General features: G+C 70.0%; 10 protein-coding genes. 5 read left to right on the plus strand and 5 right to left on the minus strand.

Annotated features, from left to right (window positions below; translation table 11 throughout):
• Positions 1 to 9: 9 nt before the first annotated feature.
• From glgB to ACZ45E_RS00515, 5 genes are read right to left on the minus strand one after another with little or no spacing between them, the layout of a single operon-like run.
• Complete coding sequence (glgB, locus tag ACZ45E_RS00495) at positions 10 to 2,268, minus strand: 1,4-alpha-glucan branching protein GlgB (protein ID WP_468214716.1); 2,259 nt, start codon at positions 2,266 to 2,268, stop codon at positions 10 to 12.
• Between the two features lies 1 nt (position 2,269).
• Positions 2,270 to 3,739 carry a maltokinase N-terminal cap-like domain-containing protein gene (locus tag ACZ45E_RS00500; RefSeq protein WP_468214719.1) on the minus strand — a complete coding sequence of 490 codons (1,470 nt, stop codon included), beginning with the start codon at positions 3,737 to 3,739 and terminating at the stop codon, positions 2,270 to 2,272.
• 3 nt (positions 3,740 to 3,742) lie between these two features.
• The gene (treS, locus tag ACZ45E_RS00505) at positions 3,743 to 5,467 is read right to left on the minus strand and encodes a maltose alpha-D-glucosyltransferase (protein ID WP_468214722.1); all 1,725 of its coding nucleotides are present in this window, start codon (positions 5,465 to 5,467) and stop codon (positions 3,743 to 3,745) included.
• A 44-nt stretch (positions 5,468 to 5,511) separates the two neighbouring features.
• Positions 5,512 to 7,482, minus strand: coding sequence for an alpha-1,4-glucan--maltose-1-phosphate maltosyltransferase (locus tag ACZ45E_RS00510; protein ID WP_468214723.1), 1,971 nt, complete (start codon positions 7,480 to 7,482; stop codon positions 5,512 to 5,514).
• A gap of 42 nt (positions 7,483 to 7,524) precedes the next feature.
• A complete protein-coding gene (locus tag ACZ45E_RS00515) occupies positions 7,525 to 7,779 on the minus strand; it encodes a DUF5133 domain-containing protein (RefSeq protein WP_468214726.1) in 255 nt (84 codons plus the stop codon).
• A gap of 288 nt (positions 7,780 to 8,067) precedes the next feature.
• On the opposite strand from ACZ45E_RS00515, the gene ACZ45E_RS00520 reads away from it, so the two are divergent.
• The 5 genes from ACZ45E_RS00520 (at position 8,068) to ACZ45E_RS00540 (ending at position 16,707) form a co-directional block, all read left to right on the plus strand.
• A complete protein-coding gene (locus ACZ45E_RS00520) occupies positions 8,068 to 8,568 on the plus strand; it encodes a pep a2 (protein WP_468214728.1) in 501 nt (166 codons plus the stop codon).
• Complete coding sequence (gene glgX / locus ACZ45E_RS00525; RefSeq protein ID WP_468214730.1) at positions 8,565 to 10,682, plus strand: glycogen debranching protein GlgX; 2,118 nt, start codon at positions 8,565 to 8,567, stop codon at positions 10,680 to 10,682. The genes ACZ45E_RS00520 and glgX overlap by 4 nt, the downstream gene beginning before the upstream one ends.
• Before the next feature lie 189 nt (positions 10,683 to 10,871).
• Positions 10,872 to 13,184: a GH92 family glycosyl hydrolase gene (locus ACZ45E_RS00530; protein ID WP_468214733.1), complete on the plus strand. Its 2,313-nt coding sequence runs from the start codon at positions 10,872 to 10,874 to the stop codon at positions 13,182 to 13,184.
• A gap of 316 nt (positions 13,185 to 13,500) precedes the next feature.
• Positions 13,501 to 14,187 carry a TetR/AcrR family transcriptional regulator gene (locus ACZ45E_RS00535; RefSeq protein ID WP_468214736.1) on the plus strand — a complete coding sequence of 229 codons (687 nt, stop codon included), beginning with the start codon at positions 13,501 to 13,503 and terminating at the stop codon, positions 14,185 to 14,187.
• 171 nt (positions 14,188 to 14,358) lie between these two features.
• Positions 14,359 to 16,707: an AbfB domain-containing protein gene (locus ACZ45E_RS00540; RefSeq protein ID WP_468214738.1), complete on the plus strand. Its 2,349-nt coding sequence runs from the start codon at positions 14,359 to 14,361 to the stop codon at positions 16,705 to 16,707.
• Positions 16,708 to 16,802 lie beyond the last annotated feature (95 nt).

Raw genomic sequence — 16,802 nt, forward strand, 5'->3', positions numbered from 1 at the left:
CCCCCCGGATCAGCCCGCGTCAGCCGCGTCCACCGGGGCCAGCCAGAGTGCCGCGAGGGGCGGCAGGCGCAGCGTGAGCGAGGCCGGGAAACCGTTGCGGGGTTCGGACTCCTGCGGCACCGGGCCCGGGTTGCGGACATCGCTGCCGCCGTAGCGCGTCGCGTCGGTGTTGAGGATCTCCTGCCACTGCCCCGACGCGGTGCGCGGGACGCCGAGCCGGTAGTCGTCGCGCACCACCGGGGAGAAGTTCACCACGGCGAGCAGGGGGCTGCCGTCGGCGGCCCGGCGGACGAAGGCGAAGACGTTGTCCTCGGCGGCGTCGGCCGTGCTCCACGCGAAACCGTCGGGGCTCGTGTCCTGTTCCCACAGCGCGGGACGGCGTGCGTACAGGTCGTTGAGGTCGCCCACCAGACGCTGCACACCACGGTGGTCCTCGTGGGCCGCGTGGCTCTCGTCCAGCACCCACCATTGCGGCCCCTCTTCCTCCACCCACTCGGCGCCCTGGGCGAACTCCTGCCCCATGAACAGGAGTTTCTTGCCGGGGTGGGCCCACATGTAGCCCAGGTAGGCCCGCTCGTTCGCACGCTGCTGCCACCAGTCGCCCGGCATCTTCGACACCAGGGCCTGCTTGCCGTGCACGACCTCGTCGTGGGAGATCGGCAGGACGTAGTTCTCGCTGTACGCGTACACCATCGAGAAGGTCATCTCGTGGTGGTGGTACTTGCGGTGGACCGGCTCGTGCGCGACGTAGTCGAGCGAGTCGTGCATCCAGCCCATGTTCCACTTCAGGCCGAACCCGAGCCCGCCGAACCCGTCGGGCCCGATGTCATGGGTCGCCCGGGTCACGCCGTTCCAGGCGGTGGACTCCTCGGCGATGGTGACGACGCCCGGGACGCGCCGGTACAGCGTGGCGTTCATCTCCTGGAGGAAGTCGACCGCGTCGAGGTTCTCGCGGCCGCCGAACTGGTTCGGGGACCACTGGCCGTCCTCGCGCGAGTAGTCGAGGTAGAGCATGGAGGCGACGGCGTCGACGCGCAGGCCGTCGACGTGGAACTCCTCGCACCAGTAAAGGGCGTTCGCCACCAGGAAGTTGCGGACCTCCTTGCGCCCGTAGTCGAAGACGAGGGTGCCCCAGTCGGGGTGCGCCGCGCGCTGCGGGTCCTGCGGCTCGTAGAGCGGGCGCCCGTCGAACTGCGCCAGCGCCCATTCGTCGCGCGGGAAGTGGGCCGGGACCCAGTCGAGGATGACCCCGATGCCTGCCTGGTGCAGGGTGTCGACGAGGTACTTGAAGTCGTCGGGGGTGCCCAGGCGGGCGGTGGGCGCGTAGAAACCGGTGACCTGATAGCCCCAGGAGCCGCCGAAGGGGTGCTCGGCGACGGGCATGAGCTCCACGTGCGTGAAACCCAGGCCGGTCACGTAGGCCGTCAGTTCACGTGCCAACTGACGATAGGACGCCCCCGGCTTCCAGGACCCGAGGTGCACTTCGTAGACGGACATGGGGGCGGTGTGGAGCGGGCGCTCGGCGCGCTGCCGCAGCCACTCCTCGTCCTCCCAGGTGTACCGGCTCTCGTCCACGACCGACGCCGTCGCGGGCGGGGTCTCCGTCCGGCGGGCCATCGGGTCGGCCCGTTCGAGCCGCGCGCCGTCGGGGCTCGTCAGCTCGTACTTGTACTGCGCTCCGGCGCCGACACCGGGGACGAACAGCTCCCACACCCCGGAGGAGCCCAGGGAGCGCATCGGCAGCGACGTGCCGTCCCAGTGGTTGAAGTCACCGCGGACCCGAACGCCCCGCGCGTTCGGCGCCCACACGGTGAAGCGGCTGCCCTGGACCCCGCGGCAGGTCAGCACCCGGGAGCCGAGGGCCGTCCACAGTTCCTCGTGGCGTCCCTCCGAGATGAGGTGCAGGTCGAGCTCGCCCAGGGTCGGCGGGAACCTGTAGGGGTCCTCCGCCTCGGTGACGGCCTCGGGGTAGGTCACCCGCAGCCGGTAGGGCGCGAAGCCCTGGCCCGGGATGCGGCCTCCGAACAGGCCCTGGCCCTCGTCGTGGAGCTCCCACTCGCAGGCGCCGATGATGACGGTCACCGCCAGCGCGTGCGGGCGCAGGCAGCGCACCGCGAGCCCGTCGCGCACGCCGTGGGCGCCGAGGACGGAGTGGGGGTCGTGGTGGGCGCCGCCCAGCAGCCGGTGGCGCACCTCGCGGTCGAGCGCCGGGAGGGGCGCCACGCGAGGTGCGCGGTCCACGGACAGGACGGGGTCGGCGACGGACATGTCAGGTCTCCTGGACGGGGCGGTCGGGCGAGCCGGAAGCGGCGGACAGGGCGGAGGAAGCGGAGGGGGCCTGGGGGGCGGAAAGGACGGGCGAGGCGGCCGGCGCCGGCCGGGCGGGCTGCTGGGGGTCGCGCTCGGCGCACAGCCGTAGCAGCGCGTTCATCGGCACTGTCACCAGGTCGGGCCGGTACACCGACTCGTAGACCACCTCGTAGACCGCGCGGTCGGCTTCGTGGGCGCGCAGGGCGGCGGGGACGGCGCGCGGGTCGAAGCCGCCCGACTCGCCGTAGCCCGCGCAGAAGGCGTCGCGGCAGCCCTCGGCCCACTGCGGGTGGAACTCCGTACCGGACTGGGAGGCGTAGTCGAAGGACCGGAGCATGCCGGCGACGTCGGCGATCGGGGACCGCAGGGAGCGCCGCTCCGGCACCGGCTTCGCCGGCTCGCCCTCGAAGTCGACGATGTGCCAGCGTTTGTGCGCGTGCAGCACCTGTCCCAGGTGCAGGTCGCCGTGGGTCCGTTGCAGCGGTCGTTCGCCACCCGCCGTGACGACGGCCGCGTAGATCTCCTGGAGGTCCGGTACGTACGGGCGCAGCGCCGGTACGCGCGCGGCTGCCCGCAGGAGCCGGTGGTTCATCGCGTCGGCCATCCGGGCGGGCTGGTCCACCGGCCCGATGTCGGTGGGGAACGCCTTGGCCAGGGCCACGTGCAATTCGCCGGTGGTACGCCCCAGTTCGCGCGCCTCGTCGGTGAAGCCCTGGCGGTGGCGGCTCGATTCCAGGGCCAGTGTCCAGCCGTCCGTGGAGTCCGTGAGGAACGGCTGCACCATGCCGAGGGTGCTCCAGAACGGTGCCTCCGTCTGGAACCATCCGATGGGCGCGGGGACCTGGGTGAATCCGTGCCGTGCCAGCGCCCCCGTGACCTCCAGGTCGGGGTTGATGCCGGGCTGGATGTGCCGGAAGAGCTTGAGGATGAGCTCCTCGCCGTAGACGATCGAGGTGTTCGACTGTTCGACGTCGAGGACGCGTGGTGTCAGGCCGCAGGGGACCGAGGTGCGCGGCAGCGACTCGAAGCGGAGGTGCCCCGCGGAGCCGCCTCTGCGGAGCCGTTCGAGGAGCACGATCGCGGCACGGTGGTCGTGGACGGCGTCGTAGATCATGAGCCGCTCGCCGGGCCGCGGCTCCACCTCGCCGATGAGGCTGGGTGACATGCGCGGCGGTACCTGGGCGGCGATGCCGATCAGCACCTGGTAGTGGTCGCCGCCCGACGAGCCGCGCTGGTCGACGCGGACGAGCAGGTGGTAGCAGTCGGCTGTCAGTGCCGTCGCCGCGACGACGGAGACGCCGGTGAGGTCGCGGCCTTGTCCGGTGAACCACCGCTGGCGGGGAAGCCAGCGCGCCAGGAGCGCCGCGAGGGAGGAGGCGGGGACCTGCGAGGGACCCACGCCTGTGTCGGACAGCAGAGGCGATGTCATGGATCAGGTCCAATCGTGGTGTGCCATGCGTGGCGTCAGGCTCGTGCCACGCAGCCGGAACCAGTAGAAGCCGTGGCCCGCGAGGGTGAGGAGGTAGGGCAGTTCACCGATGGCCGGGAACCGGACGTTGCCGATCAGCTCCACCGGGTGCCGGCCGTCGAAGGCCTGGAGGTCCAGCTCGGTGGGCTGGGCGAAGCGGGAGAAGTTGTGGACGCACAGCACGATGTCGTCCTTGTACTCGCGCAGGTAGGCCAGCACGGCCGGGTTGGACGAGGGCAGTTCGGTGTAGGAGCCGAGGCCGAACGCCGGGTTCTGCTTGCGGATCTCGATCATCCGGCGCGTCCAGTGCAGCAGCGAGGACGGCGAGGACATGGACGCCTCGACGTTGGTGACCTGGTAGCCGTAGACCGGGTCCATGATCGTGGGCAGGGAGAGGCGGCCCGGATCGCAGGAGGAGAAGCCGGCGTTGCGGTCCGGGGTCCACTGCATCGGGGTGCGCACCGCGTCCCGGTCGCCCAGCCAGATGTTGTCGCCCATGCCGATCTCGTCGCCGTAGTAGAGGATCGGCGAGCCGGGCAGGGAGAGCAGCAGGGCGGTGAAGAGTTCGATCTGGTTGCGGTCGTTGTCCAGGAGCGGCGCCAGACGCCGGCGGATGCCGACATTGGCCCGCATCCGCGGCTCCTTGGCGTACTCCGCGTACATGTAGTCGCGCTCTTCGTCGGTGACCATCTCCAGGGTCAGCTCGTCGTGGTTGCGCAGGAAGATGCCCCACTGGCAGCCGGAGGGGATCGCCGGGGTCTTGGCCAGGATCTCCGAGACCGGGTACCGCGATTCGCGGCGTACCGCCATGAAGATGCGCGGCATCACCGGGAAGTGGAACGCCATGTGGCACTCGTCGCCGCCCGAGGGAAAGTCCCCGAAGTAGTCGACGACGTCCTCCGGCCACTGGTTGGCCTCGGCGAGGATCACCACGTCGGGATAGTTGGCGTCGATCTCCTTGCGGACCCGCTTGAGGAACTGGTGGGAGGCGGGCAGGTTCTCGCAGTTCGTGCCCTCCTCGGCATACAGATAGGGCACGGCGTCGAGGCGGAAACCGTCGATGCCGAGATCGAGCCAGAACCGCAGGGCCGCGAGTATCTCCTCCTGGACGGCCGGGTTCTCGTAGTTGAGGTCCGGCTGGTGCGAGAAGAAGCGGTGCCAGTAGTACTGCTTGCGTACCGGGTCGAAGGTCCAGTTGGACACTTCGGTGTCGACGAAGATGATCCGGGCGTCCGCGTATCTGGTGTCGTCGTCGGACCAGACGTAGTAGTCGCCGTAGGGTCCTTCCGGGTCGCTGCGCGACTGCTGGAACCACTCGTGCTGGTCACTGGTGTGGTTCATGACGAAGTCGATGATGACGCGCATGCCCCGCTGGTGCGCCGCGTCCACGAACTCCACGAAGTCGGCGAGGTCACCGAACTCGGGCAGGGTGACGATGTAGTTCGACACGTCATAGCCGCCGTCCTGCAACGGTGACGTGTAGAACGGGGGCAGCCAGAGGCAGTCGACACCCAGCCATTGCAGGTAGTCGAGCTTCGCCGTGATGCCCTTGAGGTCACCGACACCGTCGCCGTTGCTGTCGTAGAACGAGCGGACGAGCACCTCGTAGAAGACGGCACGCTTGAACCAGTCGGGGTCGGGTGTCTTGGCGGGCATGTACGGCAACTGCGCCATTTCGTCCGTGGACATACGGTTCGGCCTCCGTGGACGCGCTGAAAGAACGATTAGGTGGTTCAGCCGACGGTGAGGACGTGGGCCGGTGACTCCCCCGGGATCAAGCGCACGTAATTGGTGGCTCCCCATATGTAGGTGGCCCCGGTGAGTTCGTCGCGCACCGGGAACGAGGAGTCGGGGCTGACGTTCAGCCGCGCGCAGTCGAGGTGGACCGTCGCCTCCTGGGCGTGATGGGGGTCGAGGTTCACGACCACCAGGACCGTGTTCGAGCCGGTCTGTTTCGAGTACACGATCACGGCGTCGTTGTCGGCATGGTGGAAGTGCACGTTGCGCAGTGAGCGCAGGGCCGGACTGCGGCGCCGGATGTCGTTCAGCGCGGTGATCAGCGGGGCGATCGTGCGCCCCTCACGCTGGGCCGACTCCCAGTCCCGCGGCCGCAGTTCGTACTTCTCCGAATGCAGGTACTCCTCACTGCCCGGCCTCAGCGGGGTGTTCTCGCAGAGTTCGTATCCGCTGTAGAGGCCCCAGGACGGCGAGAGGGTCGCGGCGAGGACCGCACGCAGTTCGAACGCGGGCCGGCCGCCGTGCTGGAGGAACTCATGGAGGATGTCAGGGGTGTTGACGAAGAAGTTGGGGCGCATGACCGCCGCCGACTCGCCCGCCAACTCCTGTACATATTCGGTGAGTTCGGCCTTCGTGTTGCGCCAGGTGAAGTATGTGTACGACTGCTGGAAACCGACCTCGGCCAGCGTCCGCATCATCGCGGGACGGGTGAACGCCTCGGCCAGGAAGATGACATCGGGGTCGGTGCGGCCGATCTCCCCGATCACCCGCTCCCAGAACACGACCGGTTTCGTGTGCGGGTTGTCCACGCGGAAGATACGCACCCCGTGCGCCATCCAGTGGCGCAGCACCCGGGTCGTCTCCGCGACGAGACCCGGCAGATCCTGGTCGAAGGCGATCGGGTAGATGTCCTGGTACTTCTTCGGCGGGTTCTCCGCGTACGCGATCGTGCCGTCCGGACGGTGGTGGAACCACTCGGGGTGCTTCTCCACCCACGGGTGGTCGGGTGAACACTGCAACGCGAAGTCGAGCGCCACTTCCAGGCCCACCGACCGCGCCCGGGCCACGAACGCGTCGAAGTCGTCGAGGGTGCCGAGGTCGGGGTGGATCGCGTCGTGGCCGCCCTCCGGGGAGCCGATCGCCCAGGGCACCCCGACATCGTGCGGGCCGGGCGAGAGGCTGTTGTCCGGGCCCTTGCGGAAGGTCGTGCCGATCGGGTGGACCGGGGGCAGGTAGACGACGTCGAAGCCCATCGCGGCGATCGCCGGAAGACGCCGCGCCGCGGTGGCGAACGTGCCGCTCACCGGTGGGGCACCCGCCTCCACCACCGCGCCCTCCGAGCGCGGGAAGAACTCGTACCACGCCCCGTACAGCGCCCGCTCCCGCTCCACCAGCAAGGGCAGCGGGGCGCTCTCGGTCAGCCGGTCGAGCAGCGGGTGGGCGCCGAGCACCTCGCGGACCTCCGGTGCCAGCGCCGCGGCCAGCCGGTCCATGTCGTCACGCGTACCGTCGCCGAGGACCCGGATGGCGTCGAACAGGGTGCGCCTGGCCGCCTCGTCGGTGACCCGTCCCAGGGCGCGTTCCAGGTGCACGGCACCTTCTTCGAGGGTGATGTCGCTGTCCACACCTGCCGGCACCTTGATGGCGGCGTCGCGCTGCCAGGCGGCCACGACATCGCACCACGCCTGCACGCAGTAGCTCCAGCGGCCGGGCGACGCGGGGGTGACGGTGGCGCTCCACCGGTCCTCCCCGGGGGCCAGTTCGCTCATGGCGACGCACTGGACCGTGCGGCCGTCGGGATCGCGGAGCACGGCGTGCGGCCGCACGATGCCGGAGCCCTCGACGAACACCAGGGCCGTGACGGGGAACGCCTCGCCGGCGACGGCTTTAGCCATGCCGGGACCACCGTGGACACGGGGGCGCACGTCCTCGATCTGGACCGGGACAAGTTGCGGCCTAGCTGTCATCGCTCTCACCTCCAGTGCTCTGCGCGGCAGTCGGTCGTGCGGTCACGCGGTCCGTCCCCCGCGAGGGGACGGCCGGCCGTCCCCTCGCGGGGGACGGTCGGCACGCAGGCGGCGCTCGGCCGCGGACGCCGCCTCACGGCCGCATCGTTCGCCTGTCGCGGCGCACAGCGCCTCGACGGTCCGCTCGAACCTCGCGCGGACCCGCGCGTCCGTGGGAGAGGCGAGGAATCGCCTCTGCCACCACCGGTAGTGCTTCAGCTTCGCCTCGATCTCCTCGCCGACCTGTGATGCGTCCATGGCATCCGTCGACCTCCTGGAATCCGCGACCTCATGGGTCCGCGCCTCACCGACCATGCACGGAGTGCGAGCGGACCGTCACGCTCGGCCGCTTCCACCATGGTGCGGTGTGTTTCGCGATCCGTCCTGTTGAGCCGAGAGTCACCACCCGATCACTCTCGTGTTGCACGAACGGAGTACGGAGCCGAGGCTGGTCATGACGTCAGAGCGCCCCCTGCTCACACGTTCCGTACGTACGACCCTGCCGTCGCGACAGCGGCGCGGGTCACGCGGTGAGGAGCAAGAAACATGACCCGGACAGAGCCCCGCTACTACCACGTCGAGGTGGAGTCCTCGCCCGAGCGCGTAGGGCAGATGCAGCGCATCGTCGCCGCCCACCTTCGGTACTGGGGGCTGCAGAAACTGGTGATGTCAGCGGCCCAAGGTGTCGGACTGCTGCTCGAAGCGGCCGCGGCCGGCCCGGCGGAGCGGGTGGAGATCGAGACCTGGTGGACCGGTCAGCACCTGATCACCGCGGTGTCGCACCACGACCCCTCCGAGGCGGGCCGCCCCAAGGAGACCCACCCCCACCTGCATCTCCTGGCCACGCTGAGCGACGGCTGGGGCAGGTGCACCACCAACAACCAGCACATCATCTGGTTCTCCCTGCGCAAGTCCGACCACGACCGCGAGCCGCTCGCCACGAAGCAGCCGGAGCCGTGGTCCAGCGAGTCGCTCAGCGTGCCGCAGACGCCGGTCGCGCACGGGAGCGCCGCCCGCGAGCCCCAGACGGCCGGAACCACCTCGTGACGGCTCGCCCGACGGGCCGGGGCGACGAGGGTGTCCGGGCCGGACGCCCCTACCCCCTCGGCGCCTCCTACGACGGCCACGGTACGAACTTCGCGCTGTTCAGCGCCGTGGCCGAACAGGTCGACCTGGTCCTGCTCGAAGCCGACGGGGCCGAGCGGATCGTGACACTCCCCGAGGTCGACGGCTTCGTGTGGCACGGCTACCTCCCGGGCGTCGGCCCGCGCCAGCGGTACGGCTACCGCGTGCACGGCCCCTGGGAGCCGTCGTCCGGGCACCGCTGCGACGCCTCCGCGTTCCTCCTGGACCCCTACGCCCGCGCGGTCCACGAGCAGCATCCGCCCGGCGGCGGTGCGGGGCACGGACTGTGCGGGGTCGTCGTCGACCCGGCATTCGACTGGGGCGACGACGCGCCGCCGTCGTACTCGTACACCGACTCGGTCATCTACGAGGCACATGTGCGGGGGCTGTCACGCACACACCCGGACGTGCCCCAGGAGCTGCGCGGCACCTACGCGGGTCTGGCGAGCCCGCCCGTCATCGAACACCTCACCTCCCTGAACGTGACGGCGGTCGAGCTCATGCCCGTCCACCAGTTCATCCAGGACGGGTTCCTCCTCGACCAGGGGCTGTCCAACTACTGGGGCTACAACACGATCGGCTTCTTCGCGCCCCATCACGCCTACGCCGCGCACGGCACGCTCGGCGAACAGGTCACCGAGTTCAAGAGCATGGTCAAGGACCTGCACGCGGCGGGCCTCGAAGTGATCCTCGACGTCGTCTACAACCACACGGCCGAGGGCAACGAGAAGGGGCCGACGATCTCCTTCAGGGGCATCGACAACGCCTCGTACTACCGGTTGTCCGACGAGGACTTCAGCCGCTACTACGACACCACGGGGACCGGCAACAGCCTGCTGATGCGCCACCCCAACGTGCTGCAACTGATCATGGACTCGCTGCGGTACTGGGTGACCGAGTGCCATGTCGACGGCTTCCGGTTCGACCTCGCCGCCACGCTGGCCCGCCAGTTCCACGAGGTGGACCGGCTCTCCGCCTTCTTCGACATCATCCAGCAGGACCCGGTGATCAGCCGCGTGAAGCTGATCGCCGAGCCGTGGGACCTCGGGGACGGCGGGTACCAGATCGGCAACTTCCCCCCGCTGTGGTCCGAGTGGAACGGCAAGTACCGCGACAGCGTCCGGGACTTCTGGCGCGCCGACGACCGGTCGCTGCCGGAGTTCGCGTCCCGGCTGACGGGCTCCGCCGACCTCTACGAACACGAACGGCGGCGCCCGCGCGCCAGCGTCAACTTCGTCACCGCCCACGACGGTTTCACCCTGCGCGACCTGGTCTCGTACAACGACAAGCACAACGAGGCCAACGGCGAGGACAACAACGACGGCGAGTCGCACAACCGCTCCTGGAACTGCGGCGCCGAGGGCCCCACCGACGACCCGGCCGTGCTCGAACTGCGCGCCAGGCAGCAGCGCAACCTCCTGACGACGCTGATGCTGTCGCAAGGCATCCCGATGCTGAGCCACGGCGACGAACTCGGCCGCACCCAGCAGGGCAACAACAACGCGTACTGCCAGGACAACGAGTTGAGCTGGATCGACTGGGAGCTGGACGAGGAACAGCGTGACCTGCTCCGGTTCACCCGCGAGCTCATCGCCCTGCGCATGGCCCACCCGGTGCTGCGCCGACGCCACTTCTTCGAGGGCGACGCCACGCGGGAGGGACGGCAGTTGCCGGATCTGCTCTGGCTGCGACCGGACGCCAAGGAGATGACCGCCAAGGACTGGCGCAGGCCCGACGCCCACGCGATCGGGGTGTTCCTCAACGGCGACGAGCTCGCGGCGCCGGCCTTCCAGGGCCGAACGGTCGTGGACGACTCCTTCCTGGTGCTGTTCAACTGCTACTGGGAGCCCACGGAGTTCGTGCTGCCGGACGCCGCCTACGGCTCCCGCTGGACCAAGCTGATCGACACGGCGGAGCCGAACGGCACGTCCGACGAGACGGAGTACAAGGCGGAGACGTCGCTGCTCGTCCAGGAACGGAGTCTCGTCGTCCTGTCCTGCCCGCCGGAGGACGCCGACGGCGAGCCACGCGGCTAGGCAATACCGGCGAAGTACGCGTATGCGGCACCCCGGTGGGGTGCCGCATACGCGTTTGCAACGGTGCATTGACGGAAGGGCACCGGAGGAACAAAGATCGACAGGCACGATATGACAACGTTGTCGTACGAGAGGACCGCGATGAGAGCGTTGAGACGCCTGTCCACCGCCTTCTTGATCATTGCCACTGTGGCCAGTGCTTCCGTCACCAGCGGCGTCGCGAACGCCAAGGCGCGGGGGCCACAGTTCGCCGCCGACCCCACCACGCTGGTCGACACGTCGATCGGCAACAACGGCGACGGCACGACCTTCCCGGGTGCCGCCACCCCGTTCGGCATGGTGCAGTTGAGCCCCGACACCCAGCTGAACAAGTACGCCTCCTATGACTACGCGCAGGACACCATCCTCGGCTTCAGCCACACGCACCTCTCGGGTGTCGGCTGCCAGACGATGGGCAACATCCGGTTCATGCCGACCACGGGCGCGGTCACGTCGTCCGACCCGGCGCGGTACGCCGCCAAGTTCAGCCATGAGAACGAGACCCGGGCGCCCGGCTATTACGGCGTGCAGTTCGACAACGGCATCCGGGCCGAGCTGAGCGCGACGCAGCGGACCGGCCAGCACCGCTACACCTACCCCGGCCGCTCGGGCGCGGAGAACGTGCTCATCGAGGCCGGTGAGAGCAACGGCAGCACGTACGCCGGTGACATCAAGGTGGTCGGCGACGACACCGTCGAAGGCTGGGTGCAGGGCGGCAACTTCTGCGGGGAGACCGGCAAGGAGCGCTACCGGGTCTACTTCAGCGCCAAGTTCGACCGGTCGTTCTCGAAGTTCGGCACCTGGACCGACGGCACCCTCACCCCGGACCGGCGCGAGGCGTCGCGCGGCAGCAAGCGCGCGGGGGCCTGGCTGTCGTTCGACCCGGCCGGGGGCGACCAGGTCGGTTCCTCGGTGGGGCTCTCCTACACCTCGGTCGACGGGGCGCGCCTCAACCGCAAGGCCGAGCAGCCCAGGTCGTTCGAGAAGGCCCGGGCGGGCGCGCACGACACATGGCGGGACCAGCTGGACCGGATGCGGGTGGCCGGGGGCAGCACCGCCGACCAGCGGACGTACTACAGCGCGCTCTACCACTCGCTGCTGCACCCGTCGGTGGGGTCCGACGTCGACAACCGCTACCGCGGCTTCGACGACAAGGTGCACCGTTCGGGCGCGCCGTACTACCAGATGTTCTCGCTCTGGGACACCTACCGCTCGCAGAACCAGCTGGTGGCCCTGCTCGACCCGGACAAGGCCACGGACATGGCCAAGTCCGTGCTGCGCATCTACCAGGACGGCGGCTGGCTGCCGCGCTGGGGGCTCGGCGGCGGCGAGACGAACGTGATGAGCGGCGACCCCGTCACCCCGTGGGTCGTCGACATATACAAGCGCGGTCTGCTCGACAACCGCACCGCGCGGCAGCTCTTCGACGCCCTGTGGAAGAACGCCAACGAGGTTCCCGCGGACCAGTCGCTCTTCCGCGGCCGCGACGGCAACCCGACATACGTCAAGAACGGATTCGTCGGGTACCAGAACCTGCCCGGCTACAAGTACGGCGACAGCCGGCAAGCAGGCTCGGCGACGCTCGAATACGCGCTGGCGGACTGCGCGCTCTCCACGATGGCCGACGGTCTCGGCCACCAGGACAAGGCCGCCACGCTCGCGTCGCGCTGCGACAACTTCACCAAGCTCTGGGACACCGGCGTCACCTCGCGGGGCTTCACCGGGTTCCCGGTCACGAAGAACGCCGACGGCAGCGTCGCGGGCGACCCCGATCCCACCCAGTCCGGCGCCTTCCACGAGGGCACCGCGTGGCAGTACCAGTGGCTCGCCCAGCAGGACCCGAAGACCCTCTTCGGCCTCATGGGCGGCGAGGGCGCGGCCGAGCAGCGCCTCGACACGTTCTTCGACATGCCTACCGTCCTCACCGACCCGGCGAAGGCCGCCTCCGAGTCCTGGGTGACGGGCGCGTACGACTACCACAACAACTTCGCCTTCAACCCGAACAACGAGCCCGACTTCCACACCCCGTGGATGTACGCGTGGACCGGTGCGCCGTGGAAGACCTCGGCCGTGCTGCGCGCGATGCGGACGCTCTTCACCGACGACGCGTACGGCATGCCCGGCAATGACGACCTCGGCGCCACCTCGTCGCTACTCGTCTTCGCCATGGCCGGCGTCTTCGAGGCCCAGCCCGGTTCGGCCGATTACATCGTCTCCGCGCCCATGTTCGAGAAGGTCGAGATCCGGCCGGCGCACGGGCGCAGGATCACCATCGAGGCGCCGGGCGCGGACGCGTCGAAGGCGCAGTACGTGTCCTCGGTGCGGACCGGCAAGGGCACGCTGCACCAGAGCTGGCTCTCCCACAAGGACCTGCTCCGCTCCGGCACCATCAAGATCAAGCTCTCGGACAAGCCGACGAACTGGGGGGTCGGCACGGCGCCGCCCGCCATGACCAAGGACTGAGAGCCTGTTGTGACATAAGCGAAGGCGGCCCTCCCCGTCGCAGGGCCGCCTTCGCCGATTCGGGGCGTGTTCCGTTCGAGTACGGCACGTCCTCGCGTCGTACTCGGCCGAGCCCGCTCAGTGCGCCAGATCCGCTACCGACTCGGCCGGCGCTGTCCCCCGGGCGTGGCCCACTCGGGCCGCATTCGCCCCGCGGTGGCGCCAGATCCCTTCGAGGGGTAAGTGGGGAACACTCCCCGTTTCTTGCAGAGACGATAGCATCCCTGCCGGGGAGTGCTCCCCGGTTTCCGCCACGGCCCCCTGACGAAGGACGACGATGAGCGACGACGCAGCCCGCAGGGCGGCCCCGCGTCGGCGCGACGCGCGCCGCAACCGGGAGCTGCTGACCGAGGCGGCCCGCGAGGTCTTCGGCGAGCAGGGGCTCGAAGCGCCGCTCGACGTCATCGCCCGCCGGGCGGGGGTGGGCAACGCCACGCTCTACCGCCACTTCCCGACCCGCGTCGCGCTCGTCGACGCCGTCTTCCGCGAGCCCCTCTCCGGCACGATGGCCGCCGGCGAGGAGGCCCGGCAGGCCACCGACGCCTGGGCGGGGCTGACCGCCTACCTCGACGCCGTCTTCACCGTGCTCGCCTCCGACCGCGGCACCAACGACCTGATGACCACCCCGCTACGAGGTATCGACGCACTGGAAGCCGTGCACGCGCACAATCGCCGCACCCTGGAACTCCTCCTGGAGCGCGGCCGGACGCAGGGCACCGTGCGCCCCGACGTCACCCCCGAGGACGTCCTCTTCGCCCTGGCCGCGCTCGGCCGCGCGGTCCCGGCCCTGACGAGCGCGACGGCCGCCGACGCCTGGCGCCGCCCGCTCGCGTTGCTCCTCGACAGCCTGCGCGCCGCGCCCGCCTCGCCTCCCCTCCCCGCGCCCGCCCTCACCTCCGCCCAACTCGGCGATGTGCTGGGCGCGTTGGGCCCGCACCGGAGTTCCGGAGCCCCGTCGGCGTAGGCGAATTCCGGCCGCGCTGCCCCTGTCCATGGATTGGCGCGTCCGAAGCGTTGACGTGTTCCTGCCGAGTGCGTAGAAACTGCCCTTACAACGATGTAAGAAGACGTCGCAAGACCCCTGGCACACCAACACGGATCCACCCGGCCGCGCCCCGCGACACGAGGAGCTCCGATGCGTCATCAGCCCGCCCCGACCCGCCTCAGATCGACGCGCCACGCGCTCGGCATCCTGCTGAGCGCCCTCGCGCTGCTCCTGGGCGGCGCCACCGCCCTGGCCCCCGCCGCCCAGGCGGCGCCCACCGCCTGGGCCCCCAAGCCGGCGCCGATGACGACGCCGTGGACCGGCCAGGTCTCCCGCGACAACCCACTGCCCGAGTACCCGCGGCCGCAGCTGACCCGGCCCGACTGGGCCAATCTCAACGGCATCTGGGACTTCGCCGTCACCTCGGCCGGCGCCGGGCAGCCGGCCGCCTTCACCGAGCAGATCCGGGTCCCGTTCGTCGCCGAGTCCGCGCTCTCCGGCATCCAGCGCAAGATCACCCAGAACGACAAGCTCTGGTACAAGCGCACGTTCACCGTGCCGGCCGGCTGGAACGGCCGCAGGGTCCAGCTCAACTTCGGTGCCAGTGACTGGCGTACGACGGTGTGGGTGAACGGGCAGCAGGCGGGCGCCGTCCACAGCGGCGGCTACGACGCCTTCGGGTACGACATCACTCCCCTGCTCAACGGCGGCACCAACACCGTCGTCGTCTCGGTGTTCGACCCGACCCAGACCGGTGGCCAGGCCGTGGGCAAGCAGCGCATCAGCGAGGTGACGCCGCACCCCGGCGGCGGCATCTTCTACACCGCCGCCTCCGGCATCTGGCAGACCGTGTGGCTGGAACCGACGGCCCCGGCCCACATCACCCGCCTCGACCTGGTGCCGAACCTCTCCGACTCCACGCTGAGGGCGACCGTCCAGGGCACCGGGATCGCCGGGCAGAGCGCGCGCGTCACCGTCAGCTCGGGCGGCGCCGCCGTGGGCTCGGCGACGGGCGCGGTCGGCTCGCCGCTGACGGTCCGCATCACGAACCCGCACCTGTGGTCGCCGGACGACCCGTTCCTGTACGACGTGAAGGCCGAACTCGTGTCGGGGTCCACAGTCGCCGACTCCGTCGGCAGTTACGCGGGCATGCGGTCCATCTCGCGCGGCACGGTCGGCGGCAAGCAACGGCTGCTGCTCAACGGCCAGTTCGTGTTCCAGACCGGCACCCTCGACCAGGGGTACTGGCCCGACGGCATCTACACCGCGCCCACCGACGACGCCCTCAAGTACGACCTGCAGAAACACAAGGACCTCGGCTTCAACATGGTCCGCAAACACATCAAGGTCGAACCGCAGCGCTGGTTCTACTGGGCCGACCGGCTCGGGCTCCTCGTCTGGCAGGACATGCCCGCGATGGACACCCGCACGCCGGACGCCGCCGCCCGCACCCAGTGGGAGGCCGAGTACGACCAGATCATCGACGAGCACCGCAGCTCGCCGTCGCTCGTCATGTGGGTCGACCAGAACGAGGGGTGGGGCCAGTACGACCAGGCCCGCATCGCCGACAAGGTGAAGGCGGCCGACCCCTCGCGCCTCGTCGACAACATGAGCGGCATCAACTGCTGCGGCGCGGTCGACGGCGGCAACGGCGACGTGCTCGACCACCACAACTACGTGGGCCCGGGGGTGACGAGTCCTTCGTCGACGCGGGCCGCCGTCCTCGGGGAGTTCGGCGGACTCGGGCTTCGCGTGGCGGGGCACGAGTGGTCGCCGGGCAACGGCTTCTCCTACGAGGACCAGGCGGACGCCGCACACCTGGACAACCGGTTCGTCGGCCTGATCGACGCGCTGCGCCTCCAGCAGATGCCGGCCGGTCTCTCCGCGTCGGTCTACACCGAGATCACCGACGTCGAGAACGAGGTCAACGGCCTGCTGACGTACGACCGTCAGGTCACCAAGGTCGACCAGGCGCGGGTCAAGGCGGCGAACCAGGCCCTGATCAACGCCTCCAGGAGTCCGGCGGCGCCCGTGACCCTGCCCACCGGCCCCAGGTCGCTGCGGGTCACCACCCCCGGCTACACCGACCGCTACCTGCGGCACCGGGACGCCCTCGCGTACACGGAGGTCGTGAACAGCGGGAGCGGCGCCCTGCTCAAGAGCGATGCGACCTGGCGCGTCGTGCCCGGCCTCGCCGACAGCGCGTGCTACTCCTTCGAGTCCCGCAACTACCCCGGCGAGTACCTGCGTCACCGCGATTTCCGGGTGCACCGGGAGGCCGGTGACGGCTCGGCGCTGTTCCGTGCGGACGCCACGTTCTGCGCGGTGCCCGGGCAGGGCGGCGTGCGGCTGACGGCCCAGAACTTCCCGGGCCAGTACCTGCGCCACTACAACTCCGAGGTGTACCTCGCCGTCCCCGGCGGATCGCGCGCCGCGGACAACCCGAGCCTGTTCGTCGAGGACACGACGTGGGCCGTGGAAGCACCCTGGGCGCCCTGACCCCGCGCCCGCCCGGCGGGGGGGGGGGGGGGGGGGGGGGGGGGGGGGGAGGGAGGGGGGGAGGGGGGGGGGGGGGGGGGGGGGGGGAGGGGAAA

This window comes from Streptomyces sp. NPDC030991 (assembly GCF_055571235.1).

Excerpts from the sequence above, each read along its gene's own strand:
- ACZ45E_RS00520 (WP_468214728.1), top strand. The coding sequence starts at position 8,068 with ATGACCCGGACAGAGCCCCGCTACTACCACGTCGAGGTGGAGTCCTCG.
- ACZ45E_RS00500 (WP_468214719.1), bottom strand. The coding sequence starts at position 3,739 with ATGACATCGCCTCTGCTGTCCGACACAGGCGTGGGTCCCTCGCAGGTC.
- treS (WP_468214722.1), bottom strand. The coding sequence starts at position 5,467 with ATGTCCACGGACGAAATGGCGCAGTTGCCGTACATGCCCGCCAAGACA.
- glgB (WP_468214716.1), bottom strand. The coding sequence starts at position 2,268 with ATGTCCGTCGCCGACCCCGTCCTGTCCGTGGACCGCGCACCTCGCGTG.
- ACZ45E_RS00515 (WP_468214726.1), bottom strand. The coding sequence starts at position 7,779 with ATGGACGCATCACAGGTCGGCGAGGAGATCGAGGCGAAGCTGAAGCAC.
- ACZ45E_RS00535 (WP_468214736.1), top strand. The coding sequence starts at position 13,501 with ATGAGCGACGACGCAGCCCGCAGGGCGGCCCCGCGTCGGCGCGACGCG.
- ACZ45E_RS00540 (WP_468214738.1), top strand. The coding sequence starts at position 14,359 with ATGCGTCATCAGCCCGCCCCGACCCGCCTCAGATCGACGCGCCACGCG.
- ACZ45E_RS00510 (WP_468214723.1), bottom strand. The coding sequence starts at position 7,482 with ATGACAGCTAGGCCGCAACTTGTCCCGGTCCAGATCGAGGACGTGCGC.